This is a genomic window from Prevotella melaninogenica ATCC 25845, from assembly GCF_000144405.1.
GTDB classification, from domain to species: Bacteria; Bacteroidota; Bacteroidia; order Bacteroidales; family Bacteroidaceae; genus Prevotella; species Prevotella melaninogenica.
The window spans coordinates 1,060,718-1,087,415 of record NC_014370.1; the positions used below are offsets into that span (position 1 = coordinate 1,060,718).

A 26,698-nucleotide genomic window follows, 5' to 3' on the forward strand; every position below is an offset into this window, starting at 1 on the left:
TAAATGGAAATAAAAGACCTTGGTGAATTCGGACTAATCAACCGTCTCACAAAAGACATACAACCAATCAACAACTCTACCATTATGGGCGTGGGTGATGATGCTGCTGTTTTACACTATTCAGATAAAGAAACACTTGTTTCTTCACAGATGTTCATGGAGGGTGTACAGTTCGATTTAACTTACATAGACATGGAACATCTTGCCTACAAGGTGGCTATGATAGCTATGAGTAACATATTCGCTATGAATGGACAGCCACGGCAACTCATCGTTTCATTAGGGCTTGGAAAACGTTTCAAAGTAGAAGACCTTGATCAGTTCTATGCTGGATTGAACAAAGCTTGTGCTAAATGGAATGTAGACATTGTTGGAGGTGACACGACTTCTTCATATACGGGACTTGCTATTAACCTCACTTGTATTGGTGAAGCTGCAAAAGATGATATCGTCTATCGTAGTGGAGCAAATGAGACCGATCTTATCTGCGTTACCGGTGACCTTGGTTCGGCCTACATGGGCTTGCAAATTCTCGAACGTGAAAAGACTGTTTATTACCAACAAGTGCAAGAGTATAATAATAAGGTAAAGGAAGCGCAAAGCAATAAAGACGAGAAACGACTTGAAGCATTACGCCAGGAACGAGCAGCAATAGAGGATTTCCAACCAGACTTTGCAGGAAAAGAATACCTTATTGACCGCCAGTTGAAACCTGAAGCACGTGGTGCTGTACTCAGTCAACTGCGTACAGCAGGCATACATCCAACCTCTATGATTGATATTTCAGATGGATTGGCAAGTGAATTAAAACATATTTGCGAAAAAAGTCACTGCGGTTGTAGAATTTATGAAAAGAATATTCCTATCGATTATCAAACTGCAGCAACCTGCGAAGAGTTCAATATGAACCTTACAACAGCTGCTTTAAATGGTGGAGAAGACTATGAACTTCTTTTTACAGTACCTATTGGCGATCATGAGAAGATTGATAAGATGGAGAATATCAGACAGATAGGTTATATAACAAAGGAAAGCTTGGGTGCATTCCTTATTGCTCGTGATGGTAACGAGTTTGAGTTGAAGGCACAAGGTTGGCCTAAAAACGAGAAATAGCCAACTTGTTAAAGGATGTAAATAGAAACATTTTTTTTTTGAAAAACTTGGAGGAATAAAATAAAAGTACTACCTTTGCATCGCAATTGAGAAAACAACACAAACGTTACAAAAATTGATTGCAAATAACGATGGTGCCATAGCTCAGTTGGTAGAGCAAAGGACTGAAAATCCTTGTGTCCCCGGTTCGATTCCTGGTGGTACCACTCCTCCTTTCATCAGGGCGGTTCTCGCAAGAGGCCGCTCTTTTTTTTACTCATTATAACGGGGCAGTCCTAAAACCGGGACAGTAGATATTTAGTGGGGATAGGCATATATTTTGGCAAGCCTAAAAAGAAAGAAACTTTTATCTACAACTCCTCTTAAGTTAGCCCTAAATAGTTTTATTTTTGCATTGAAGGATTCGGCAGCAGCGTTTGTAGATCTGTTAATATAAAAGTTAAGTATGTCTTCGTAATGCTCGTAGAAAGTTGCAGCAATGACATTAAAGGAATGAAAGCCAGCTTCTGCGACGTTATTATACCATTTTGCCAATGATAGTCTGGCTGCATTTTTGATAGTATTCTTAGCAAAAATCATTCTTAGCGAATGTGATAAACCGTAAGCCTTCTTAATGTCAGGATATTCTCTGAACAGTATTTTGGCTCTTAGCTTCTGTTCATCAGTCCATTTCTCTGATGATTTGAACAACAGGTACCTACTTCTTACCAGCAGTTCACTACGTGTATCTCCATTTTCAAAAGTCAGTGGTTGATACGCTATCTTTTCTAACTTCGCATTCTCTTTCTCGTCATTTGCTTGCTGTAAAGCTGCCCAGCGATACTCTATTCTCATCTGTTGCACGGCATCACTTGCAAGTTTCTGTATATGAAAGCGATCAATCACTCGTTTAGCCTTTGGAAAACAATGCCTTACAATCTTACGCATACTATCGGATAAGTCCAAGGTGACCTCTTCTACGGCTTCCCGTTTCTTTTCATCTATCTTATCCAATACCTTGCAGACATCCAAGAATTTGGTTCCAGCAACAATGGCTACAAGACATCCTTGCTTGCCGTGTTTGTCCCTATTAGTGATAATCGTATAGAGTTCACCATTGGACAAGGATGTCTCGTCTATTGCTATGTTCTTACCAATATTATCCTCAAAGAGAAGCCACTTCTGAGCATGAGACAACTGATCCCAAGACCTGTAACCACTTAATGTTTCCTTGTATTGTTTCTCAAAACTACGTCCATTGATATGATAGAATTCCTCAAGCGTACGGCAGGTCACTGGGGATGTCTCCATACGTTTCTTTTAAAAAAGCTCCGAACTCTTTGGAATAACGAGTGCCGGAGGCTGTAATATCTATCTGCAAGGGAAGAGAGAAACTCTTACCTGTACGAATATCTATCCAGCGACGTCGACGAAGAACCAAAATAACCTTATGGTCACGAATCGGAAAGTCCGTTACCTCGACAGCTTCCATAAAACCTTTTGATTCAAAATGAAGATCATCGGAAAGTTCTTTCTCCATCTTCTCATCAAGATAAATACGTAACAATGAAGTATCAGACTCTATCTTAACAATAGAGAAATAATGTAATACATCACTGGGTAAAACGAATTCGGCTAACTGATATAAATATTTTTCTTCCATGATACAAAGGAAAGAAAAATATATTAATTAAGAAAATTTCCCCACCTTTTTTCTACTGAGCCCCTAAAACGGGTCAGTCATAAAACCCAGTTGCAAGTCTATACTCTTAAGCACACAATTTCATAAGTATTTATTACCTTTGCATCATGAAGAATCACCAAAACGGCTCAGTAGAAATTGTCTTTATAACTTGACGTAGCCCGCTACGTCTGCACCAAAAACAAACAAGATGCTCGATAATAAAACACAATATGTTTAGGCTCTAATGAACTATTTGGGTTAAAAAGAAAAAGCGATGACCTTCACAGGTGATCGCTTTCTTTACTCAATAGGTATTAGTCTTTTAAAGGTAAAAGATTGTTTTCAGGATAACAGTCACAAAGATATATTATTTTCGCGTCACATGCAAACTTTTAGTAGATTATTTTTTCATTATAATGATGTGTGCGAACACATGTTTTATACAAAATCTATTTTTTACGAAATAAGTCTCAAACCTCTTGTTTCATAAGGTTTTTTGTTATTTAAAAGTTCAGAAATTTAAGTTATTCCACTTGTATATTAATAGCCTTTTGTAATGCTATATGAATAGTTGTGCGTCTATACTTTATCATAACACTACCGATCCTTTTGTATAATAATTTATCCATTAAAATGCTTTTGTTATCCATAGTGTCTCCTTTATTCATAGATTATAATTAACTTTGCAAAGAATTTATGTATAAGTTAAATATTAAGTAAAAGCAAAACCTTCCATTACTACATTTATAAATGATTATGAAGAAAAGAACAATCGTGTTGTTTGGAATGCTCCTTATGGTTTTGACTGCTGTTGCTGGCGGCAAAATCAAGGTAGCATGTGTAGGAAATAGTGTGACATGGGGAATGACAATTATCGATAGAGAAAAGAATTGTTATCCAGCACAACTACAGAAGATGTTAGGAGATAAATATGAAGTCAGAAACTTCGGACACTCTGGAACTACACTACTACAACATGGACATCGTCCCTATGTCGACCAACAAGAGTACCAAGACGCTTTGAACTTCAAAGCAGACCTTGTCATTATCCACCTTGGACTCAATGATACCGACCCACGAAACTGGCCTGAGTACAGTGAAGAATTTAATGCTGATTACATCCGTCTGATTGATAGTTTCCGTCAGGCGAATCCTAAAGCAAAGATTTGGATTTGTCTTATGACCCCTATCTTTGAGCGTCATCCACGTTTTGAGAGTGGTACACGCGACTGGCATGCGCAGATTCAGAAACATATACGACAAGTGGCGACTGCGACACGAGTTCCACTCATTGACTTAAATACACCTCTATATAGTCGTCCCGATCTTCTTGCCGATGCTATTCACCCGAATGCTGAGGGCGCAAAGATTATTGCAGAGACGGTCTATGGAGCCTTGACAGGCAACTATGGTGGGCTTGCCCTGTCTCCATTGTATACCGATGGTATGGTTATTCAGCGCAACAAACCTATTGTTTTCCGTGGAAAAGCAAATGCAGGTGAAACTGTTAAGGTCAACTTCAATGGGCATATGCTTTCAGCTATAACAAATGATGCAGGAAAATGGAAGATTACCTTCCCTGCTGAGAAAGCTGGCGGACCTTATAAAGCCCAAATAAGTACGAAGAAAGAAAAGCTTACTATTAAAGACATATACGTTGGTGAAGTGTGGCTTTGCTCAGGACAATCAAACATGGAGTTACCTGTAAATGCTGTACAGAGCAGGACACAAGACTTGAATGAGGCTGACAGTCAGACACACTTACATCTTTTTAATATGTCAGCTATCTACCCAACGACTGCCATAGCATGGTCTGCTAATGCTTGCGACTCTGTCAATCGTCATCAGTACCTCCATATTGGACCATGGCGTAACTGCTCTCGAGAATCTTTGGGTGGCTTCTCAGCTGTAGCTTATCACTTTGGAAAGAAGTTAGCAGACAGTTTGCAGGTCCCAGTAGGTGTCATCTGTAATGCTGTTGGTGGTACCACTACAGAGTCATGGATTGACCGCCATACGTTAGAACAACGTATGCCAGCTATTCTTCGTGATTGGTATCATGGAGATTTCGGTATGAAATGGGCACGTGAGCGAGCATTGCAAAACATCAGCGTAAGTAAGAACCCACTGCAACGTCATCCTTATGCACCAGCCTATATGTTCGAGACAGGTATGCTTCCACTAAAAGGATATAGTATCAAGGGAATTGTTTGGTACCAAGGTGAGTCCAATGCACATAACATGGAACTACACGAACGTCTCTTCCCGATGTTACAGAAGAGTTGGCGTAATTTCTTCCATGACCCAGAGCTACCATTTTATTTCGTACAGCTCTCCAGCCTGAATCGTCCTTCATGGCCACGTTTCCGTGATTCTCAGCGTCGTATGGCATCAAGACTACGTAATACATGGATGGCTGTTACAACAGATGTGGGTGATTCCTTAGATGTACATTACACTAACAAAAAACCTGTCGGTGAGCGACTTGGCTTACAGGCTTTACACCATAGTTATGACTACAACATAGAATCTGATGGCCCTATCTGTCATTCTGTATCAGCAAAAGACAATGGAATTGAATTACAGTTTATTCACGCAAAGTCACTATCAGCTAAGGGCAGCCGCCTTATTGGCTTTGAGGTAGCAGGTGCAGATGGCATCTATTATCCAGCAGAAGCACAAATAACATCATCTAACACAATTCTTGTTAAGTCGTCTTCTGTAACACGTCCACTCTATGTTCGTTATGGATGGCAACCTTTTACACGTGCCAACCTTGTGAATGAGGTAGGATTACCATGTAGTACATTCCAATGGGCAGTAAAGAAATAAAGGTGTTTATAACCATCGTTCTTTGTTTAGAAAAATGATACAATTAAGTCAGACTGCCCACAGTCTGACTTTTTTTTATTAAGACCATTCCAGACAGAATCCTATTTACTATATTACACAAATAGATTTTCTCCCTTTATGCCCCTTGATGTATCCCTATATATTTGGTAGTTTAACCATATCATGCATCTACTATAGGACACTCTCAATAACTTTATAGCAAAAGATTTTAAGAACTTCATCATATTTATGTGGTGATTAGCAACTTTCTTTTTAACTTTGTACTCTATCTAAAAACCCCTATCAATGATTGATACAACAATGAATAACTATACCTTATATAATTCAAAGCACTCTTCTACCCTATTGATTACAACTTCAATAGCTGCTCTCGGCATTTCCTTCCCAGCCAAAGCACAACAAGTAAATACACAACCCAATATTATCTTGTTCATGGTAGACGACATGGGATGGCAAGACACATCTCTTCCCTTTGCCGATTCGATTACTGCCAATAATCGGAAATACGATACACCTAACATGGAAAGACTTGCTTCCGAGGGGATGATGTTTACAGATGCTTATGCAACTCCTATCAGTTCGCCCTCCAGATGTAGTCTGATGACAGGTATGAATATGGCTCGTCATCGGGTAACGAATTGGACTTTACATCGCGATAAGATGACAGATGGGAAACGAGATGGCGTAACATTACCTGATTGGAATTATAATGGTATTGCGCAAAGCGGTAATGTCGCACATACTACAAAGGCTATATCCTTTGTACAACTCCTAAAAAATGTAGGCTATCATACCATACATTGCGGAAAAGCACACTGGGGAGCTATTGACACTCCGGGTGAGAATCCGTGCCATTTTGGCTTTGACGTAAACATTACAGGTACGGCAGCTGGTGGATTAGCTACCTATTTAAGCGAACGTAACTATGGTTTTGCAAAAGATGGCAAACCCACATCTCCATTCGCTATCCCAGGCTTGGAACGTTATTGGGGTACTGGTATCTTTGCCACAGAAGCCCTTACACAAGAGGCAATAGCATCATTAGAGAAGGCTAAGAAATACGACCAACCTTTCTATCTCTATATGTCTCATTACGCTGTGCACGTACCAATCGATCGAGATATGCGTTTTTACCCTACGTATCGTGCACGTGGTCTTTCGGAAAAGGAAGCTGCTTACGCTTCATTGATTGCAGGAATGGATAAAAGTTTGGGAGACCTCATGGATTGGGTCGCAAAGGCAGGACTTAAGCGAGAGACCATCATCATCTTTATGAGCGATAATGGAGGACTCGCCTCATCATCCTATTGGCGGGATGGAGAACTTTACACGCAGAATGCACCACTCAAGAGTGGTAAAGGTTCTCTGTATGAAGGAGGTATAAGAGTTCCCTTTATTGTAAAATGGAATAATATTGTAAAACCAAATACTCGCTCTCATGCACCTATCATCATAGAGGACCTCTACCCTACCTTACTCTCCATGGCTGGAATTAAGAACTATCATGTACCACAAAAAATAGACGGACAAGACATTACACCTATTCTTCGTGGTAAACAACAAGGTGATAAGAAGCGACAACTGATATGGAACTATCCTAACATTTGGGATGGAGAGGGATTGGGAATCAGTCTTAATTGTGCCATTCGTGAAGGGCAATGGAAATTGATTTATTCGTATCTCACTGGTCAAAAAGAACTATACGATCTATCCAGCGACCTGTCTGAGAAGAATAATCTTGCTTCTTCTCACCCTCAACTCGTTGAACGCCTTTACAGACATCTCACATCTAAATTACATAAAATGAATGCACAGAAACCAATCGTAGAGGGTGAAAAAAGAAAATAAGAGTGGTTAGTTTAAGTAGACATAAGTTATTCATTGATTTTATTTCAACTGCATCATTCTACTCTTATAGGATAAAAGAGAGAATAGTATCTCCTTGAAGTGATATCTTATCAACTTTACGAAATAAGCTACTGACCCAACAGACTAAGTAAGTTCTTTGTAGTACAACTTGTTTATAACAATAAGTTGAACCTACTTTGGTGACATTTTGCGAGATATTTAGCAGGCAGCACCATTGGTGTTTACCAACAACACAACACGTGCGGAGCATCAACACGCTATGTGCGGAATAACAATACATCAGCTGAAGATTGTCAAAGAATCTCGTTTTGGTTATTATAAAGAAAACTGTAAAGTGCTTTATAAAGAACTAATATAGGACAACTCTACCAAACAGCACTATAAAAACGTCTTATTGATATAACGCTTTATCATAGTCAATAGTCTTCAAAACAAGACGACGACGATTGCTGTTGAAACTTGGAGAGATGACATTCCTCTCTTCGAAGTAGTCTTTTATCTTTATTCCAGCCAGATAAAGCAACAGATGTGGTAGATCATCTGTCATAAACTTATTACTTCTTGCCATCAATGTTTCCGTAATAATCTTGCGATGTCTCTGCTTATATATAGGCGAACACCATATCCAAAAAGGTATTTCAAACTCTTCGTGATACTTCCTGAGATTGATTTGTTCGACTTCAGTTAACCTACCAGCCATATTTACATCTTTACCATAGCAATCCTCTCCATGGTCAGACAAGTAGACAATAATGGCATCCTTGTTACGGAACTGTTCTACTATCTTGTTCAATACATAATCATTATAAAGCGTTGCATTATCGTAGTCTGCAATAGTTTGTTTCTCTTTATCTGTCAAGTCCATACGCTTATAATCCATTATTCCAAACTTCTTCATATTACTTTTACAACGCAATGAGTATTGAAAATGCTGTCCTAAAAGATGAAAGATTATCAGTTGTGGCTTCTTATAGCTAATGATATCTTTATAATCATTTAATAGGTCCTCATCATAGTTATGAATCGTAACATTTCTATAATCAAACATTTGCTTGTTTAATTGTGGATGATTTAAGAAGAAACCACCTACAAGATTATTCGTCCAATCAGGTGTATAGTTAATACCATACGGAAATTGATTAGACAAGAAACTAACATGATACCCCGCTTTCTTAAACACTGCTGGAAAGAGTACATACTTACTCCAATCACCTTTCTCATCAACGGATTGCAATGAGAATATTTGCTTGAACACTTTACTCGTTAGATTCCATGGTGAAACAACATTAGTAAACACTGCTAACGAATCTTTACCATTCATCATGGCAAGTTGATAAGGCGTTGTTGGCAAGGGATAGCCATACAGTTGAGAATGATGTCGGTTGGCACTTTCACCTATAACAAGTACAATTGTAGGAGATGTGAAAGAACATGAATCTACTTTAATTTGCTGATTAGCCATAATGACTCCATCAACCTGCTTTGCTATCAAGTGGTTTGAATAAAGTCCATAAACAATACGTTCGACTGGATGATAAAGATGTGCAAAACCATTAGTAACCGCAACCTCAAGTTCTGAGAGATTCTTAACTCTATAAAGCTGAACCTTATCATAAACACTTAAAGCTATTCCTACAAAGATTGTAAACATTAAAGCAAAGGCAACAAAAGGTTGCTTGAGATAAGAGGTTGGAAATGTCATCTTCTTTACCGCCATAACAATATGACAGAGTGCAAGAAAAAGAATAATATCAGCTGCGGAAAAGAAAAGTTTTAGATTAAGATATTGCAAGAAAAACTCTGTAGCCTCTCTGCCTGTAGTTTCTTGCGCTAAAAGAAGCATTGTCGGTGTAATTGGAGTATCAAAGAGTGTCTTACAACAAGTATCTATTATGGCTACCACATAAACAACACTACTCAACATAATCACCAACCCTTGACGTATTGTTTGTTGACAAAGACTCAGTAAAAAACAAATAATATATAGATCCGCAATCAATTCTATATAACCAAAAACATTACGATGACTCACATTCGTAAAGGCACCAACCAACAGCATAAACATAAAGAAAAGAGAATTCTCTTCTATTGGCTTTACCATCTTAGTTACAAAGGTACTTTTCATTTTCGTATTATTGATTTGCTTCATACTGTTTCATCCAATCATGATCTTAACATGCTATAATAATCAGGATTAGTTACAAAGGTACAAAATAGCATCCGTATTTTCAAATAATTGTTATTTACATAAGCGTTATAAATATATACATTATACCATAATTCTATATTGATCGTCTATTTATGTAACTTAACATAGCTCGCTATACCTTTAACCCAAAGATAGATAAGCTGCTCAATTATAAAACAAAAGCAGTTTAGGCTTTAACAGGCAGTTTAGCTTAAAAGGATAATTATAACTACTAAGCCTAATCATAAGAACGGTGAGCACATACCAACATGTAGCTCACCGCTCAAAATAGTTGTTTATTCTTCAATTGATTGGTTTCAACATAATAAGAAGAAACATCAAAAGAAAATAACGATAGAAGTTGGCAAATGGCTTAAGAATTATTTTCTTTTCTGTTTGCCAAGAAGTTCTTATATATTTTCTTTACCTGAGGTGCAAGGAAAATAATACCAATAAGGTTAGGAATTACCATCAGACCATTGAAGGTATCTGCCAATTCCCATACCATATCTGCTGCAAAAAGACAGCCAAGAAAGACAAAGAGAACAACAAGTGCACGATAAGAAAGAATACCCTTCTTACCAAACATAAACTTGATATTCATCTCAGCAAACATATACCACCCAATAATTGTTGTGAAAGCAAAGAAGATTAGACTGATGGCAAGAAAGATAATTCCACCATTTCCAAAAGCTATCTCGAAACCTTCTTGCGTAATAGCAACCGATTTTAAGCTTAGATTTTGGAAAGAACCTGTCAGCATAATGACAAAAGCTGTTGATGTACAGATAAGAACGGTATCAACAAAAACACCTGCCATAGCTACAAATCCCTGCTCAGAAGGGTCTTTAACATCAGCCAAAGCGTGAGCATGAGGTGTTGAACCCATACCAGCCTCATTCGAAAACAGACCACGAGCAACACCATAGCGAATGGCATATTTCATCACCGTACCAGCGGCTCCACCTGCTGCTGACTTCATAGAGAAAGCATCTTGGAAGATTGTACGGATAACATGAGGCAACTGATCAGCAAACATATAAATGATAACAAGCGAACCCAAGATATATACAACCGCCATGAAAGGGACTAAAAGTTCGGCTATAGCGGTGATTCGGCGTTGTCCTCCAATAATTACTACACCCACAACTGCTGCTAAAACAATACCTATAATATAAGAAGGTATATGGAAAGCATTATTCAAAGCTATTGAGATAGAGTTTGCTTGTACCATATTTCCAACGAATCCCAACGCAAGAACAATAGCAACAGAAAAACAAACAGCAAGCCACTTACTACCAAGTCCATAATAAAGATAATAGGCTGAGCCTCCGACCGTCTCGCCATGATACTCTTTCTTATACTTCTGGGCAAGTACTGCCTCAGAGAAAATGGTGCTCATTCCTAACAATGCAGATACCCACATCCAGAAAATAGCTCCCATACCACCACTTGCAATAGCTGTTGCCACACCACCAATATTACCAGTACCAACTTGAGCGGCTACAGCTGTGGCTAATGCTTGGAATGAATTAACTTTTGTTTCACCAGGCTTTCGCTTCTTGAATATTGGACCAAAAGCATACTTAAACGCCAAATTTAGATGGCGAATCTGTGGGAAACCAAGGTAGACAGTATAGAAAATGCCTACTCCTAACAATGCGTACATGAGAAAACTATTCCACAAAAACTCATTGAACGCTTTTACATAGTCTAATACATTCATCGGCTACATAGTTTAGATATTAGTAATAGATTAGTGGATAATACCACATTAGATTGTTTAGTAACAGATTAAATAATCAATCTTACGCCGCAAATATAGTATTTTATCTTTTACAAAGCAACGATAAAAGCAACTTTTTGAGTTAATCACAAAATTACTTTTGTATTAACATTTTCATCATGCAGAGTTCAATCTGCTGCTATTTTATGATCCAATTAACGGTGTAATTATCATTCATAAACTCATTTATATCTCTCATCTGCCTACATTGAAAATCTCATCATGAAATACTTCAACTATACATACCGCATTGAAAAGACTTTACATAAATCTAAATGAACCTATTAAAATAAAGACAAAAAACACACATAAATATCATCTTTCTAACCAACAGGGAATCAACCACTTAAGTTAAGTCATTTCAAAAGATGCTTAATAGGCTTCTTAAAGGGCGTTAGTAAGGCCTCAAAAGGGCGTCTTTTGAAAGCCTATTGGACGTTAATTGAATGCTAAAAGAGCATATATTAATAACGAGATAACTCAAAATATTTTACAAATATAAAATAAACAGAAAATAAACTACTCTAACTAAGATTGTATCGGATGATATGTTAGTTTAACCCAAATCAGTCATTGGAGCCTAAACATATTTTGTGTTTCTTATCGAGCAGATTGCCTGTCGTTATAACGCAGGCGTAGCGGGCTACGTCAAGTTACAAAGACACACAAGATACCGATAAGAAAATAAAAGATGTTTAGAAACAACACTATAGTAATAAGAATTATACATAACCGATTTGGGGTTAACTCTTATCCTGCTGAAAATCATCATGTCTAACACTAAAAGATTTCATCAAATAGCCATGTATTAATAAAAAGGCACAAGAAAAGTTATAAATAATTTGGAATTATCAGAAATTCTTGTTACCTTTGCACTCGCTTTATAAAAGCATAGGGAGATTCGCTAGCTCAGCTGGTAGAGCACAACACTTTTAATGTTGGGGTCATGGGTTCGAGCCCCATGCGAATCACTTGAAACAACAAGAGGAATATCCGCAAGGATATTCCTCTTTTGTCTTAGTATCTGTGTGCTATAATCCCCCCAATGATAGACATCAGGGCTCAGTAGAAAAAAGGTGGGGAAATTTTCTTAATTAATATATTTTTCTTTCCTTTGTATTATGGAAGATACTTATCTATATCATTTAGCATCGTTGGTTCTCCCTAAGGATGTATTGAAATACTTCTCTGTAGTTAAAATAGAACCTAGTCCTTCATTATTGCGTATCCATCTTGACGAGAAGATGGAGAAAGAACTTTCCGATGATCTTCATTTTGAATCAAAAGGCTTTATGGAAGCTGTCGAGGTGACGGACTTTCCGATTCGTGACCATAAGGTTATTTTGGTTCTTCGTCGACGTCGCTGGATAGATATTCGTACAGGTAAGAGTTTCTCTCTTCCCTTGCAGATAGATATTACAGCCTCCGGCACTCGTTATTCCAAAGAGTTCGGAGCTTTTTTAAAAGAAACGTATGGAGACATCCCCAGTGACCTGCCGTACGCTTGAGGAATTCTATCATATCAATGGACGTAGTTTTGAGAAACAATACAAGGAAACACTAAGTGGTTACAGGTCCTGGGATCAGTTGTCTCATGCTCAGAAGTGGCTTCTCTTTGAGGATAATATTGGTAAGAATATAGCAATAGACGAGACATCCTTGTCCAATGGTGAACTCTATACGATTATCACTAATAGGGACAAACACGGCAAGCAAGGATGTCTTGTAGCCATTGTTGCTGGAACCAAATCCTTGGATGTCTGCAAGGTATTGGATAAGATAGATGAAAAGAAACGGGAAGCCGTAGAAGAGGTCACCTTGGACTTATCCGATAGTATGCGTAAGATTGTAAGGCATTGTTTTCCAAAAGCTAAACGAGTGATTGATCGCTTTCATATACAGAAACTTGCAAGTGATGCCGTGCAACAGATGAGAATAGAGTATCGCTGGGCAGCTTTACAGCAAGCAAATGACGAGAAAGAGAATGCAAAGTTAGAAAAGATAGCGTATCAACCACTGACTTTTGAAAATGGAGATACACGTAGTGAACTGCTGGTAAGAAGTAGGTACCTGTTGTTCAAATCATCAGAGAAATGGACTGATGAACAGAAGCTAAGAGCCAAAATACTGTTCAGAGAATATCCTGACATTAAGAAGGCTTACGGTTTATCACATTCGCTAAGAATGATTTTTGCTAAGAATACTATCAAAGATGCAGCCAGACTATCATTGGCAAAATGGTATAATAACGTCGCAGAAGCTGGCTTTCATTCCTTTAATGTCATTGCTGCAACTTTCTACGAGCATTACGAAGACATACTTAACTTTTATATTAACAGATCTACAAACGCTGCTGCGGAATCCTTCAATGCAAAAATAAAACTATTTAGGGCTAACTTAAGAGGAGTTGTAGATAAAAGTTTCTTTCTTTTTAGGCTTGCCAAAATATATGCCTATCCCCACTAAATATCTACTGTCCCGACATCAGCAGTAATAATCGAAGCTACCTTACAATATTTAGTTGGGGTGTATGCCGCTTGTCATTAGAAAACTACAATAAAAAAGTAGGCTTCAAACTTTGATTTATAAAATTAGTTTTTTATATTTGCAGAAACTAATAATTTAAAATACAAACAAATAGAACAATAACCTTTTAGACTGGCAGGACGTAAACTCTCTGTCACCTATAAAACCTCGAAGACTAACCTCTTTATACCTATGGGCAGCATCGTTCCGCCTCAATCTACTAATGTGGCTTTAACGTTGAAAACCGATTACTGTGGAAATATGATTTATGAGAATGGACAATTAAGCAAGATTCTTACCGACATGGGATACATCACACTTGCAAATTCCACTCCAACATACCATTACTACTTGTAGGACCACCTTGGAAACAACCGTGTAGTGATAGATGAGCATGGAAAAGTGGAGCAAGTGAATCATTACTATGCCTTTGGTGGACTGATGAGTGAGAGTACAGGCGGAGGCGCACAGCCTTACAAGTACAACGGCAAGGAACTTGACTGTATGCACGGATTGGATTGGTATGATTATGGTGCACGCCACTATGATGCTGTGCTGGGAAGATGGATGTGTGTGTGGATCCGTTGGCAGAAAATCAACTTGGGAGCAAATAACATTTTATGTAGAAACTATAAAGCAATCAACAACCATAAAGGGACTTGAAAATTAGGGTTTAAGCTTTAGTGAAGCTATGGGAGCAGAAGGTGTTCATGAATCTGTGCATGCAGCTGACCCTGTAGAGGTTAATCGAGATATACGTTCCAGTCAGCCAGGTCAGAAAAAGCTTTCAGAATTTATTTATGAAAGGAAGGCAAGGCTAATGGAAGCTAAGTTTAGAGAAGAACTAAAGAAAAATAAAGACAATCAAAATGAGAAAAGAAAATTATAAGATAAAGCACAAATACCTATTGGGGATATTTATCATTAGTATGTTAATATTCTCAGGACCTTTATACTCTCAGAATAATATTATTCCGAGTAATTTAAGAAAGAGTTTATATAAGCTGTATCATTATAATACAACTTGGAAATCAACTATCTCAAAATTAAGTTGTGTTGAAGGAAAAAAACATGATGGTGTGTACACTTTTCGATTAAATTATCAACCCCATTACCCAACGAGAGTTTTCTTTATAAGTAATAATACACCTTATACAATAGAAAGCTTAGGCTTCGAGAATACAACAGGTGTATTACTTGAAGCTTGTCATTTTCTATCTTCAAAACATCAAACTAACAGTTATATAAAGTCCATTTTATCTGGTGTCTACAAGTATTTATTTGCAGAATACGGATTAACTTATGGTAGTGATTTCTTCGATAAGAAACCTGACTTCTCTAATGAAAGAGATAAGATGAGGTTTATTATTCATAGGGTTAACAATGTTGATAAACTTAGAAAACAAGCATTATATCTGAGAACTGACAGAAAAATCATTCCAGATAGTATTACGAATTATATTAAAGGTAATAATTTAAATGATGAAGAAGCCTTATTATTTTTGCGTTATATTATTTTGAATAATTGATTGTTACCAAAGTAATATTAGGAGAAATTCCCTAAGCTAACGAAGCTCCAATAAGCAGTGTTAATCAAAACTACCTTACAATATTTAACTGGGGTGTATATAGCTTGTTATTAGGAAATCGCAATAAATAGTAAGCTTCAAACTTTGATTTCTAAAATTAGTTTTTTATATTTGCAGAAACTAATAATTTAAAATACAAACAAATAGAATAATTACTCTTTGGACAGATAGGGCGTAAACTCTCTGTCACCTATAGAACCTCGAAGATTAACCTCTTTGTACCTATGGGCAGCATCGTTCCGCCTCTATCTACTAATGTCGCTTTAACATTGAAAACCGATTACTGTGGAAATATGATTTATGAGAATGGACAATTAAGCAGGATTCTTACCAACGTAAGATACTGGAAAGTCGAAAGTTTTTTGTTTTACTGATTATAAATAAGATTTTTTGTTATGTGCGAGTATCTAAACAAAAATGATTTAAACTCATTTGATTGTTATATAGGTCTTGGGATATCAAAGGGCTTATCTGTAGGAAACTTGGGACTTTTATATGGGACAAGTGCTGTACAGGGTGAAAATGGATATAATAAAACTGATTTTTCAAGGTCGTATGGAGTGAGTCTAAATGCCAATCCAGCAAGGTTTGATATGTCAAAAGGAGGAGGACGCACATGGATACCATTTTTTTAAGAAGACGTATTTTATGGCCAATGTTCTGTGTTATTCTCTTTTTTATTTTTATTAAACAAGATGATCTGAGTAATAACTCTTATAATCAATACGTTAAAGGGCAATCATATTGTGTGAAAGTCTTGAGCATAAAGAAAGAAGCACGCGAATATTATGTTTATGGTATCGATAGAAAGGGACAGATTCTTAAATTAGATATTTCTTCAAAGTGGGATCTACATACAGTTCAGGTAGGAGATAGTTTAATAAAAAAAAGAAATAGTTTTGACATAAAACTCGTATCGAAGCATAAATCAAGAATCCTAATCCCTGAACTTCCTCTATAATTATTGGCTTACGAGCAATAAGGAAGGGAATGAAAGCGTTATTGTTGACAGGATAGGTTACAATAAGAATGGTCAAACAATCTACATAAATCTTGACAATGATACGGAAACTATCCATACCTACGACAAGCAGCGTAAGCGTCTGTTATCAATGAACCTTACGTTAGACGGTCTATGCGAATCCTATTAGAATCTTAGATTTCATGGGATTGATTCCAATGAGGAAAGAAGCTAAACGTTATAGGGTGGAACACAATATAAATGATCGAGTACTTAACTGGTAATAAGATAGAATCAGATGATTATAAATTATATATTTTTTAGGATACATATGGCTTATAAAGCAAAACATGATTCTGCTATGTTAAATAGTATTTTGTATTTATCATGCGTACTTATGTTTGTTCTTCTTCCGATAGCAGGTGTCGTACTCGAGATAGCACGGAAAGGTGGTAGAATTAATACCGCGTTTTTTATTTTATATTTCATTTCAATCTTAGGTTTTGTTACAATGAAATATGGAAATAAGAAGATGGTAGAGCGTTTGTATAAGAAATATTCCCAGCATAAATTTAATAGGATAATCCCAACTTATTGCTTCTTCTTCATACTACCGATATGCATTATATTGGGAATGTCTATCTATATCATAATATTAAAAAACTTTGTTGACATTGACAAAATAAGAGATATTATATACAACATTCTAACAAGCTCATATTAAAATTGACGTATAATTGCCTTAAATATCCTTACTGCCAAACATCTATACACGCTACGGATCGACATATCTTTACAATTCAAAATACAAAAGAGAACTACACACCTTTTCTATTGTGCTTTCACTCCTATCACCTCTTTTCTCCAACTAAGCATCTAACAATAAACAATTTACGCAGAATGTTAAAAATGACAGCAATTAAAATTAGATTAGGTTTTTCATAGTAATTCCATATGTAACATTTGGAAAATAACACATAACGTACCAGCCTATTTTCTTATTGCTTAAAAGTATATTTACGAAATAAAGTTGTATATTTGCCCTTGAAAAATAATATCTTTAAGCATAAATAAGTAATGGGGTTTACACTATTTGGAAATCAGACAAGCGTATCTTCTAAATATAAGAACTCTCTGCCGACTTTTACGAAAATAGGAGTTGTCATTGTAAGTGTGGAAGATATTAGGACTTATGTCCATGGTGCTACTTACGAAAGCTGGACCGTATACGAATAATGAGTAAAAACAAAATAAGATGTTTAGTCTTTTTAATAAAAATAAAATAGAGGAGCAGGATTTCTACTTTCTTAAAAATGTAATTTGTATCTTGCCAACTAAATGGGACTTTTTAATAAAGCAAATAAATAGCAGATTCATTATAGGAAAATGTAAAAATACACTTTATGGGAAGGGATTCTACAACTTGGTTCTCAATAGAGAATACTATGACTATAGTAATTATAAATATCCAGAATTAGTAACATTATCAGGTATTTATATTTGGAACAAGAAAAAACGAGAATATGTAGAAGTACAACTATATATTTCGTTTGGTACAATAATTGGCTATTATTTTAATTCTAAATATAACCATTTAGATTGGCATAAAGTTTCTCTTAATACACTGAAAGAAAATAATTATGCAAATCATTCAAACGGAAAGAAAGACATCATACAAATGCTTTCGCAAAAACTTTCGCCAGAAGAACTAAAGAAAATAGATATAGGTGATATTAATGAACTTCAGTTCGAAGGAAATACATATTATACGATTAAGAATTTAAATGATGGAGATTATATGGCTATTAATAATACAGGCGAAGTCTTCATTATAACTCATGCTCCTTTTGAAGTAAAGAAACTATACTCTTCTATTAGGGCTTTTTTGCATCAAACGCTATAACTTTTATTCTGTGCAGGAAATATCATGTCACTTTTATCTATCTTTAAAAAATAGAACTGTCTAAAAGGAATATATATTATTGAGACAATTAAAAAAATAAAAGGAAGACGCTATAAATGTCTTCCTTTTATTTTATAATATCTTGATAAAAAGCTTATTACATCATACCACCCATACCTGGAGCAGCTGGCATAGCTGGAGTATCCTCAACCTTGTCTACAATAAGACACTCAGTTGTCAGGAACATACCTGCAATTGAAGCTGCATTCTCAAGTGCAACACGAGAAACCTTAGCTGGGTCGATAACACCTGCAGCACGAAGGTCCTCATAAACATCCTTGCGAGCATTGTAACCATAGTCACCCTTACCCTCACGAACTTTATTTACTACAACAGCACCTTCACCACCTGCATTAGCGATAATCTGACGGAGAGGCTCCTCAATAGCACGACAAACAATATTGATACCTGTCTGCTCGTCAGCATTCTCACCCTTAAGGTCCTTCAATGCTTCTTGAGCACGGATGTAAGTGGTACCACCACCAACAACTACACCCTCTTCCATTGCAGCACGAGTAGCGCAAAGAGCATCGTCAACACGGTCCTTCTTCTCCTTCATCTCTACCTCAGAGTTAGCACCAACATAGAGAACAGCTACACCACCAGAGAGCTTAGCCAAGCGCTCCTGCAACTTCTCCTTATCGTATGAGCTTGTTGAAGCTGCAATCTCGTTCTTAATTTGAGCCACACGGTCCTTGATTGCTTCCTTCTCACCAGCACCATCAACGATTGTTGTATTGTCCTTAGAAATGGTAACCTTCTTAGCTGTACCCAACATCTCAAGAGTTGCCTTATCAAGTGAAAGACCCTTCTCCTCGCTGATTACCACACCACCTGTCAACACAGCGATATCCTCAAGCATTGCTTTGCGACGGTCGCCAAAGCCTGGAGCCTTAACAGCACAAATCTTCAAACCTGCACGAAGACGGTTTACAACCAATGTTGTCAATGCCTCTGAGTCAACATCCTCTGCAATGACCAATAATGGACGACCACTCTCAGCAGCTGGCTGTAGGATTGGAAGGAAGTCCTTAACGTTTGAAATCTTCTTATCGTAGATGAGGATATATGGGTTCTCCATATCACACTCCATCTTATCTGTATCTGTTACGAAGTAACCAGAGAGGTAACCACGATCAAACTGCATACCCTCAACAACACCGATACTTGTCTCACGAGTCTTGCTCTCTTCAATAGTGATAACACCATCCTTAGATACCTTACGCATAGCATCTGCAAGCAACTTACCTATTTCAGGATCGTTGTTAGCACTTACAGTAGCTACCTGCTCTATCTTGTCATAGTTGTCACCAACTACCTCTGCAGAAGCCTTAATATGATCAACAACCTTAGCTACAGCCTTGTCGATACCACGCTTAAGGTCCATTGGGTTTGCACCTGCTGTAACATTCTTCAATCCTTCAGTAACAATTGCCTGTGTGAGGATAGTAGCAGTTGTTGTACCGTCACCAGCATCATCACCAGTCTTGCTTGCTACACTCTTAACAAGCTGTGCACCTGCATTCTCAAAGTTATCCTCAAGCTCTACCTCCTTAGCAACGGTAACACCGTCCTTAGTAATCTGTGGAGCACCAAACTTCTTACCGATAACAACATTACGCCCCTTAGGACCGAGTGTTACCTTCACTGCATTTGCCAACTGATCAACACCACTCTTCAAGAGTTCACGTGCGTCTGAATTGAATTTTATCTCTTTTGCCATTTTCTTTATTCCTTATTTTGATTGTTTATTTATGCGTTGTTTGCTATTCTTTTTTATCTCTTATATGTATAACATCATTCTACAAGATATAACAGAATAGCCAAACTACAGCTATTTTAAGACCTTTTTATAAAGAGAGAATAGGAGAAGTGTTACTCAACAACTGCCAACACGTCGCTCTGACGCATCATCAAATACTTCTCACCCTCATTCTCAAGTTCAGTACCAGCGTACTTACCATAGAGAACCTCATCGCCAACCTTGAGAATCATCTCCTCATCCTTAGTACCATTACCAACGGCAACAACTTTACCACGCTGTGGTTTTTCCTTGGCTGTGTCTGGGATGATAATACCACCAACTTTCTCTTCTGCCTGTGCTGGAAGCACGAGGACTCTGTCTGCTAAAGGTTTAATTGTCATAATTGTATATGTTTTAAGATTTTAATTTTCATTCTGTATATGACCTGTCACCAAGTCATTTCGCCTTCAATTATACGAAAACTATGCCAAAAGGACTTACTGACAATCTGTCAGTTCTTCTTACCTATTCGACTAAAAACAAAAGAAAATAATTATCTTTGCATTAGAAAAGAAGTTGATAAATTAATAAAGGGTTAACAATGAAGCAACTTACCAAGACTATAACAAATAAACTTCAAGCACTATCAGATGCGGAGAAGCGAGAGATATTCCCTAAGTTCTTTAAGGCTGGCAAAGGAGAATATGGTGAAGGCGACCGTTTCTTAGGTGTTACCGTACCCAATATCAGAGCTATTGCCAAGTTACACAAAGACATATCCATAGAGGAGATACGGGAGCTGATACAGTCAGAATGGCATGAAGTGCGCCTTTGTGCCTTAATCATAATGGTAGAGAATAGTAAGAAAAAAGACGAAGCTTTACGCAAAGAGCTATTCAATCTTTACCTTTCTCAAACTAAGCGAATCAATAACTGGGACCTTATTGACCTATCTTGTCGCTTCATCATAGGCGAATACTTACTTGACAAATCACGTGACATTCTTTATCATTTAGCTCAAAGTCCACTACTATGGGATAATCGTATCGCTATCGTATCAACATACGCATTCATTCGTAAAGGACAATTAGAAGACACCTATGCACTTAGCGACCTCATGATGCAGCACCCACACGACCTCATGCACAAAGCTATTGGTTGGATGCTTCGCGAAGCTGGGAAGCGTGATTCTGAGCGACTTTATGATTACGTGATGAGCCATCGAGCAGACATGCCCCGTACCATGCTACGTTATGCAATTGAGAAGTTCTCACCCAAAGAGCGCGCTATTCTCATGAAACGTGCCTAACACTTCCCCACTCTATTACTTCCATTTGGACGCTAATCATACGGTCAGAGAAAGAATAAAAACAACCCTTTTGTCATATTTTTTCATATAATCATTTTTAAAAGAGCACAAATTGCATTCAAATTAACGCCTAATTGACTTGCAAAAGATGCCCTTTTGAGGTCTTACTAACGCCCTTTTGAAAGCCAAGTAAGCACCTTTTAAAATCTAACCTTGTAACTAATTCATAACAAGAGAGTTACAAAAGCACTCAAAATAGTATTTTTTGGCGTAATGGACATTTGGTAGGCTGAAAACCTCTCGGAATTCTTTTATTTACTACCTTTGCAGCATTTGAAAATCTATGAATAAAAAAACTGTATCTTCTGTAATAGCTCAAATGTTAAAAAGAATGGGCATCGACGTTCTGTTCAGATGTATTCCTGCAAGGATTGTGGTAGACAATTTCAAGGTGGTCTGCGTATAAATAATATTTCTCTATGGAACGACTATCTGACGGCAAATCGAACGATATCTGATCTATCCACTCTTTATAAATGTTCAGAACGAACCATACGACGTAGGTTGAGCTTAGTAGTAGATAGCTTTACTGCTACTTACCCCAAATCTGCAGTAATAATATTGGATACAACATACTTTTCCAAGACATTTGGTGTGATGCTGTTTCAGGATGCTTCATCAGGCAAAATACTCTATCGCAAGTTTGTCAAAAACGAAACTAACAGAGATTATCTTGATGGACTTCGGTATATTACGGAGCGTGGAACTATGATAAAAGCAGTGGTGTGTGATGGGCATGTAGGACTTTTACAAGCTATAAGTTTCTGTCCCGTACAAATGTGTCAATTTCACCAATTTCAGATAGTTAGAAGACTCCTTACTAACAACCCACATTTGCCTGCAGGCGTTGAACTGTTGGCATTAATGAGAAGGATGTTCTCTATGAGAAAAGAAGAGTTTATAACCGCTTTTGATAAATGGTGTGATAAATGGAAAGAGTTCCTAAACGAACGAACTCTCCTAATCTCGGGCAAGACAACTTATACACACAGAAGGCTGAGAACGGCAAGACGTTCTATTAAGACACATCTGCCATGGATCTATACGTGTGAGGAGTATCCGGATATGCAAATACCTAATACAACAAACCTGTTGGAAGGATTTAACTCACAACTTAAAAGAGCACTACATAATCATAATGGATTGAATGAAGCTAACAAGAAGAAGTTTATAGATGGATTCATAAATACAAAAAAGTAGGCTGGAATAACCAGCCTACCAAATGTCCATTACTAAAACCCGAGAGGTTTTCAGCCTACCAAATGTCCATTACGCCTATTTTTTGCTTATTTTTAAAGATGTAAAACAAGAAATAATGTAAATAAAATTCAAAACACCAAGAATATTATTACCTTTCAGAAAACTTATAAATAAGGGCACCTTTATATGACATAATACTTTGTAATATAGCGTTGTAGAGTATGAAAAATTAGAAAGATAGACGAAATATTGATAAGAAAATGAAAGATAGTAATAAACAATACCATTCTAAATAAGAATGATAAATGTTAGGGTATAACGAGTGATTTGAATTAAACTTGAAAAAGTTAAAAACGAACAACATATTTAACTCTCATAATTCATAACATAAAATAATTATATATCCCATATTTTTCTTACCTTTGCATTCAGAACATAATATATAATTTAACGATATAAAAAAGAAAATGAAACCTACATTATTACTCCTTGCGGCAGGTATGGGAAGCCGCTACGGTGGGCTGAAGCAGCTCGACGAACTGGGTCCTAATGGCGAGACCATTATGGACTATTCTATCTATGATGCAATTCAGGCAGGATTTGGTAAGATTGTCTTCGTTATCCGTAAGGATTTCGAGGAGCAGTTCCGTAGCCAAGTTCTCTCAAAGTATGAGGGTCATATCCCTGCAGAACTTGTATTCCAAAGTATTGATGCACTGCCAGAAGGATTCTCTGTACCAGAAGGTCGTGAGAAGCCATGGGGTACAAACCATGCTGTTTTGATGGCAAAGGATGTTATCAAAGAGCCATTCTGCGTTATCAACTGCGATGACTTCTATAACCGCGATTGCTTCAAGGTTATCGGTAAGTTCCTTGCTGACCTCCCAGAAGGTGCAAGAGACAAGTATGCAATGGTTGGTTTCCGCGTAGGTAACACACTGAGCGAGAATGGTACTGTTGCTCGTGGTATCTGCTCTACAGATGCTGAAGGAAACTTGACAACTGTTGTTGAGCGTACAGAGATTGAGCGTCGCGATGGCGAAATCAAGTATAAAGACGACAATGGTGAGTGGGTAGCTGTAGGTGAGAACACTCCTGTATCTATGAATGTATGGGGTTTCACACCAGACTACTTCGAGTACAGCGAGGCTTACTTCAAGGAGTTCCTCTCTGATCCAAAGAACATGGAGAATAAGAAGTCTGAATACTTCATCCCATTGATGGTAAACAAGCTCATCAACGATGGTACATCTACCGTGAAGGTGCTTGACACTACCAGCAAATGGTTTGGCGTAACATACGCTGCCGATCGTCAGAGCGTGGTTGAAAAGATTCAGTCACTGGTTGATGATGGTACATATCCAGCTAAATTGTTCTAATTCATAACCCTGCCTGGGTACTATTTCCGCATACATTCTTCAATATTATTCAAGATGTAAGACGAGTATCCAGGCAGGGATTTTTATTTCTCTCATTTCTACACACATCGGGTATAACAACCCAAACACCTTTCAAACACACACCAAAGCTTACAGCTATAATGGAATTAAACCTACTAAATCAAGAAGAGATTGCAACACTTCGCAATCTTCTTTACAATGCAACAAACATAGTAATCTGTGCGCACAAGTCACCAGATGGTGACGCAACAGGTTCTTCACTGGCATGGATGCATTACCTAAACCAAATTGGTAAGACCAATATCAAGGTATGTATGCCTGACGCTACACCCGACTTCCTGCATTGGCTTCCAGGACATAATTCCGTTATTCGTTATGACAGACGACCAAAGGAGGTTGAGAAGGCGTTTAAGGAAGCGGACCTCGTTTGCTGTCTTGACTTCAACCAAAACTCACGTGTAGATGCAATGCAAGAAGTTTTGGAGTCTTCCACAGCCCCTCGCCTACTCATCGACCACCACTTAGAACCTGAAACAAACAACGCATTGACAGTCTCACATCCAGAAATGTCAAGTACATGTGAGATTGTCTTCCGTCTGATTAGTCAGTTAGATGGCTACGAGAAGATGACAACCCAATGTGCGTCCTGCATTTATTGTGGTATGATGACCGACACAGGTGGCTTCACCTATAATTCGTCACGCCCAGAAATATTCTATATTATCGGTCAGCTTCTTGCAAAGAACATTGATAAGGACGAGATTTATAACCGTGTATTCCACAACTACTCTACCAATGCCCTCCGCCTCCGTGCACACATCATCCTCAATAAAATGAAGGTGATTGAAGAGTTGCACGCATCCTATTATACCGTAACAAAAGAGGAAATGGCACAGTTCCATTTCATCAAGGGTGACATGGAAGGACTTGTTAATATTCCACAGCAGATTAAAGGACTCAAACTAAGTATCTCATTGCGAGAAGATACAGAGAAACCTAAGACTGTACTCGTGAGTCTTCGTTCTTGCAATGGCTTCCACTGTCAACCTATGGCAGCAAAATTCTTCAATGGTGGTGGTCACGCTGACGCATCAGGTGGAAGACTAAATTGTACCATCGAGGAAGCTGAACAGATTGCTATCAAGGCAATACTATATTATAAAGAGGAATTACAATAAATAAAATCCTTTATAGCGAGAGTATAAATAACAAATTACTTCATAGCTAAATCCACTTGGAAAGCTTATATTTATCAGGTTATGAACATATTAGAATTATCCAAAAAACGCTTTTCTGTACGCAAATATAGTGACACCCCTGTATCAGAAGAAGACTTACAATATATCCTTGAGGTGGCACGTATGGCACCATCGGCTGTCAACAAACAGCCATGGAAGTTTGTTATAGTGAAGTCGGATGAGGCACGCAAGCAACTACAAGAATGCTACGACCGCGAATGGTTCAAGTCGGCACCGCTCTACATCATTTGTATGCGTGAGGTTGAAAAGAACTGGATACGCAAAGAAGACAACAAGCAGCATGGCGATATTGATGTTGCCATTGCTACTGAACATCTTTGCTTGGCTGCAACAGAGCGAGGCTTAGGTAGTTGTTGGGTATGTAACTTTAATGTAGCCAAACTAAAGGAGACCTTTCCATATACAGGTTTTGAGCCTGTTGCCATCATTCCTATCGGCCACATAGCTGACGACTGTCCAACGAATGAGAAGAAGCGGAAGACATTAGAAGAAATTACAGACTTCATATAATCCTTATAAACGATTTCTGTTATCTATTCTACATATCCCACATAGGTTATTCATTAGCATCTTATACATATAATGTAACGACCATAACGAATCATTCTTCTTATCTTCAAGCGACGTGCTGATGCTCCGCACCAATGGTGCTAATGGTTCGCACCAATGGTGTTAACGCTCCACACCACACAACATGATGCTGAAACGAAAGCAAGATGTTGGTAGAATTAGATTCGGAACTTACCTTATAACATTTAAGCAGAGGAGTCCTCTGCACTTTAACATCTTAATTCAACAATAAATTATGCGTATTCTTGGAAACATCATTTGGTGGATATTTGGCGGATTAGAGGCTGCTATCGGTTATTTCACAGGTAGTTTAGCACTTGCCATCACCATTATCGGCATACCAGCTGCAGTACAAACATTCAAGCTCGGACTCTTGTGCCTATGGCCTTTTGGGGCAGAAGTGAGAGATGGAGAAAGTCTTTCAGGCTGTATCACCATTCCACTCAATATCATTTGGATAATCTTTGGTGGTTTATGGGCATGTCTTATCCACATCTTCTTTGGACTACTTCTTGCCATCACGATTATAGGTATTCCTTTTGCCAAGCAACACTTCAAAATGGCAGGCCTGTCCCTTGCGCCATTTGGTAAAGATGTTGAGCTTAACTTTTAGTCTAAAGCCGAAAATAAAGACATTTCAAAAAC

The 26,698-nt window shown here is 37.7% G+C and carries 20 protein-coding genes, 2 tRNA genes and 2 pseudogenes; 18 read left to right on the forward strand and 6 right to left on the reverse strand.

Features of this window, described 5'->3' with window-relative positions:
- Positions 1-3 precede the first annotated feature (3 nt).
- Complete coding sequence (locus tag HMPREF0659_RS04210) at positions 4-1,113, forward strand: thiamine-phosphate kinase (RefSeq protein ID WP_013264755.1); 1,110 nt, start codon at positions 4-6, stop codon at positions 1,111-1,113.
- 133 nt (positions 1,114-1,246) lie between these two features.
- Positions 1,247-1,319, forward strand: a tRNA-Phe gene (locus HMPREF0659_RS04215).
- Positions 1,320-1,410: 91 nt separating this feature from the next.
- Here HMPREF0659_RS04215 and HMPREF0659_RS04220 read toward each other — a convergent pair.
- Positions 1,411-2,403: an ISAon1 family transposase gene (locus HMPREF0659_RS04220; protein WP_013264433.1), complete on the reverse strand. Its 993-nt coding sequence runs from the start codon at positions 2,401-2,403 to the stop codon at positions 1,411-1,413.
- Positions 2,369-2,755, reverse strand: a complete 387-nt coding sequence (locus HMPREF0659_RS04225; protein ID WP_013263850.1) for an ISAon1 family transposase N-terminal region protein — start codon at positions 2,753-2,755, stop codon at positions 2,369-2,371. The genes HMPREF0659_RS04220 and HMPREF0659_RS04225 overlap by 35 nt, the downstream gene beginning before the upstream one ends.
- Before the next feature lie 771 nt (positions 2,756-3,526).
- Between HMPREF0659_RS04225 and HMPREF0659_RS04230 the strand changes: the two genes are divergently transcribed.
- Positions 3,527-5,608, forward strand: coding sequence for a GDSL-type esterase/lipase family protein (locus tag HMPREF0659_RS04230; RefSeq protein ID WP_013264294.1), 2,082 nt, complete (start codon positions 3,527-3,529; stop codon positions 5,606-5,608).
- A gap of 306 nt (positions 5,609-5,914) precedes the next feature.
- Complete coding sequence (locus HMPREF0659_RS04235; protein ID WP_013264461.1) at positions 5,915-7,477, forward strand: sulfatase; 1,563 nt, start codon at positions 5,915-5,917, stop codon at positions 7,475-7,477.
- A 412-nt stretch (positions 7,478-7,889) separates the two neighbouring features.
- Here HMPREF0659_RS04235 and HMPREF0659_RS04240 read toward each other — a convergent pair whose 3' ends face one another.
- Positions 7,890-9,647, reverse strand: coding sequence for a phosphoethanolamine transferase (locus HMPREF0659_RS04240; protein ID WP_013264263.1), 1,758 nt, complete (start codon positions 9,645-9,647; stop codon positions 7,890-7,892).
- Positions 9,648-10,059: 412 nt separating this feature from the next.
- Complete coding sequence (locus tag HMPREF0659_RS04245) at positions 10,060-11,412, reverse strand: alanine/glycine:cation symporter family protein (protein WP_013264076.1); 1,353 nt, start codon at positions 11,410-11,412, stop codon at positions 10,060-10,062.
- A 958-nt stretch (positions 11,413-12,370) separates the two neighbouring features.
- On the opposite strand from HMPREF0659_RS04245, the gene HMPREF0659_RS04250 reads away from it, so the two are divergent.
- From HMPREF0659_RS04250 to HMPREF0659_RS04295, 7 genes and pseudogenes are all read left to right on the forward strand, one after another.
- A tRNA-Lys gene (locus tag HMPREF0659_RS04250) sits at positions 12,371-12,443 on the forward strand.
- A gap of 150 nt (positions 12,444-12,593) precedes the next feature.
- Positions 12,594-12,980 (forward strand): ISAon1 family transposase N-terminal region protein, encoded by a 387-nt coding sequence (locus tag HMPREF0659_RS04255; protein ID WP_044045868.1) that lies wholly within the window; start codon positions 12,594-12,596, stop codon positions 12,978-12,980.
- Positions 12,946-13,938: an ISAon1 family transposase gene (locus HMPREF0659_RS04260; protein WP_013265017.1), complete on the forward strand. Its 993-nt coding sequence runs from the start codon at positions 12,946-12,948 to the stop codon at positions 13,936-13,938. The genes HMPREF0659_RS04255 and HMPREF0659_RS04260 overlap by 35 nt, the downstream gene beginning before the upstream one ends.
- 294 nt (positions 13,939-14,232) lie before the next feature.
- A pseudogene (locus HMPREF0659_RS04265) lies at positions 14,233-14,574 on the forward strand (RHS repeat domain-containing protein); the annotation flags it as partial.
- Positions 14,575-14,689: 115 nt separating this feature from the next.
- Positions 14,690-14,887, forward strand: coding sequence for a hypothetical protein (locus tag HMPREF0659_RS04270; RefSeq protein WP_013264151.1), 198 nt, complete (start codon positions 14,690-14,692; stop codon positions 14,885-14,887).
- Positions 14,868-15,527, forward strand: coding sequence for a hypothetical protein (locus HMPREF0659_RS04275; RefSeq protein WP_044045870.1), 660 nt, complete (start codon positions 14,868-14,870; stop codon positions 15,525-15,527). The genes HMPREF0659_RS04270 and HMPREF0659_RS04275 overlap by 20 nt, the downstream gene beginning before the upstream one ends.
- Positions 15,528-17,803: 2,276 nt before the next feature.
- Complete coding sequence (locus HMPREF0659_RS04295; protein ID WP_044045874.1) at positions 17,804-18,451, forward strand: hypothetical protein; 648 nt, start codon at positions 17,804-17,806, stop codon at positions 18,449-18,451.
- Positions 18,452-18,608: 157 nt separating this feature from the next.
- Here HMPREF0659_RS04295 and groL read toward each other — a convergent pair whose 3' ends face one another.
- Positions 18,609-20,234 carry a chaperonin GroEL gene (groL, locus tag HMPREF0659_RS04300; RefSeq protein ID WP_013263821.1) on the reverse strand — a complete coding sequence of 542 codons (1,626 nt, stop codon included), beginning with the start codon at positions 20,232-20,234 and terminating at the stop codon, positions 18,609-18,611.
- Between the two features lie 152 nt (positions 20,235-20,386).
- Positions 20,387-20,656 carry a co-chaperone GroES gene (locus tag HMPREF0659_RS04305; RefSeq protein WP_004361204.1) on the reverse strand — a complete coding sequence of 90 codons (270 nt, stop codon included), beginning with the start codon at positions 20,654-20,656 and terminating at the stop codon, positions 20,387-20,389.
- A 200-nt stretch (positions 20,657-20,856) separates the two neighbouring features.
- Here HMPREF0659_RS04305 and HMPREF0659_RS04310 point away from each other — a divergent pair, with 200 nt between their 5' ends.
- The 7 genes and pseudogenes from HMPREF0659_RS04310 (at position 20,857) to HMPREF0659_RS04335 (ending at position 26,666) form a co-directional block, all read left to right on the forward strand.
- A complete protein-coding gene (locus HMPREF0659_RS04310) occupies positions 20,857-21,564 on the forward strand; it encodes a DNA alkylation repair protein (protein ID WP_013264704.1) in 708 nt (235 codons plus the stop codon).
- Between the two features lie 360 nt (positions 21,565-21,924).
- A pseudogene (locus HMPREF0659_RS13065) lies at positions 21,925-21,972 on the forward strand (hypothetical protein); the annotation flags it as partial.
- Between the two features lie 6 nt (positions 21,973-21,978).
- A complete protein-coding gene (locus HMPREF0659_RS04315; RefSeq protein ID WP_013264277.1) occupies positions 21,979-22,824 on the forward strand; it encodes an IS256 family transposase, variant Zn-binding type in 846 nt (281 codons plus the stop codon).
- A gap of 467 nt (positions 22,825-23,291) precedes the next feature.
- Entirely contained in the window at positions 23,292-24,203 is a 912-nt protein-coding gene (locus tag HMPREF0659_RS04320; RefSeq protein ID WP_013264718.1) for a sugar phosphate nucleotidyltransferase, read from the forward strand.
- Between the two features lie 161 nt (positions 24,204-24,364).
- Entirely contained in the window at positions 24,365-25,402 is a 1,038-nt protein-coding gene (locus HMPREF0659_RS04325; RefSeq protein WP_013264155.1) for a DHH family phosphoesterase, read from the forward strand.
- Positions 25,403-25,483: 81 nt separating this feature from the next.
- The gene (locus tag HMPREF0659_RS04330) at positions 25,484-25,993 is read left to right on the forward strand and encodes a nitroreductase family protein (protein WP_013263940.1); all 510 of its coding nucleotides are present in this window, start codon (positions 25,484-25,486) and stop codon (positions 25,991-25,993) included.
- A 295-nt stretch (positions 25,994-26,288) separates the two neighbouring features.
- The gene (locus tag HMPREF0659_RS04335; RefSeq protein ID WP_013264763.1) at positions 26,289-26,666 is read left to right on the forward strand and encodes a YccF domain-containing protein; all 378 of its coding nucleotides are present in this window, start codon (positions 26,289-26,291) and stop codon (positions 26,664-26,666) included.
- Positions 26,667-26,698: the final 32 nt, after the last annotated feature.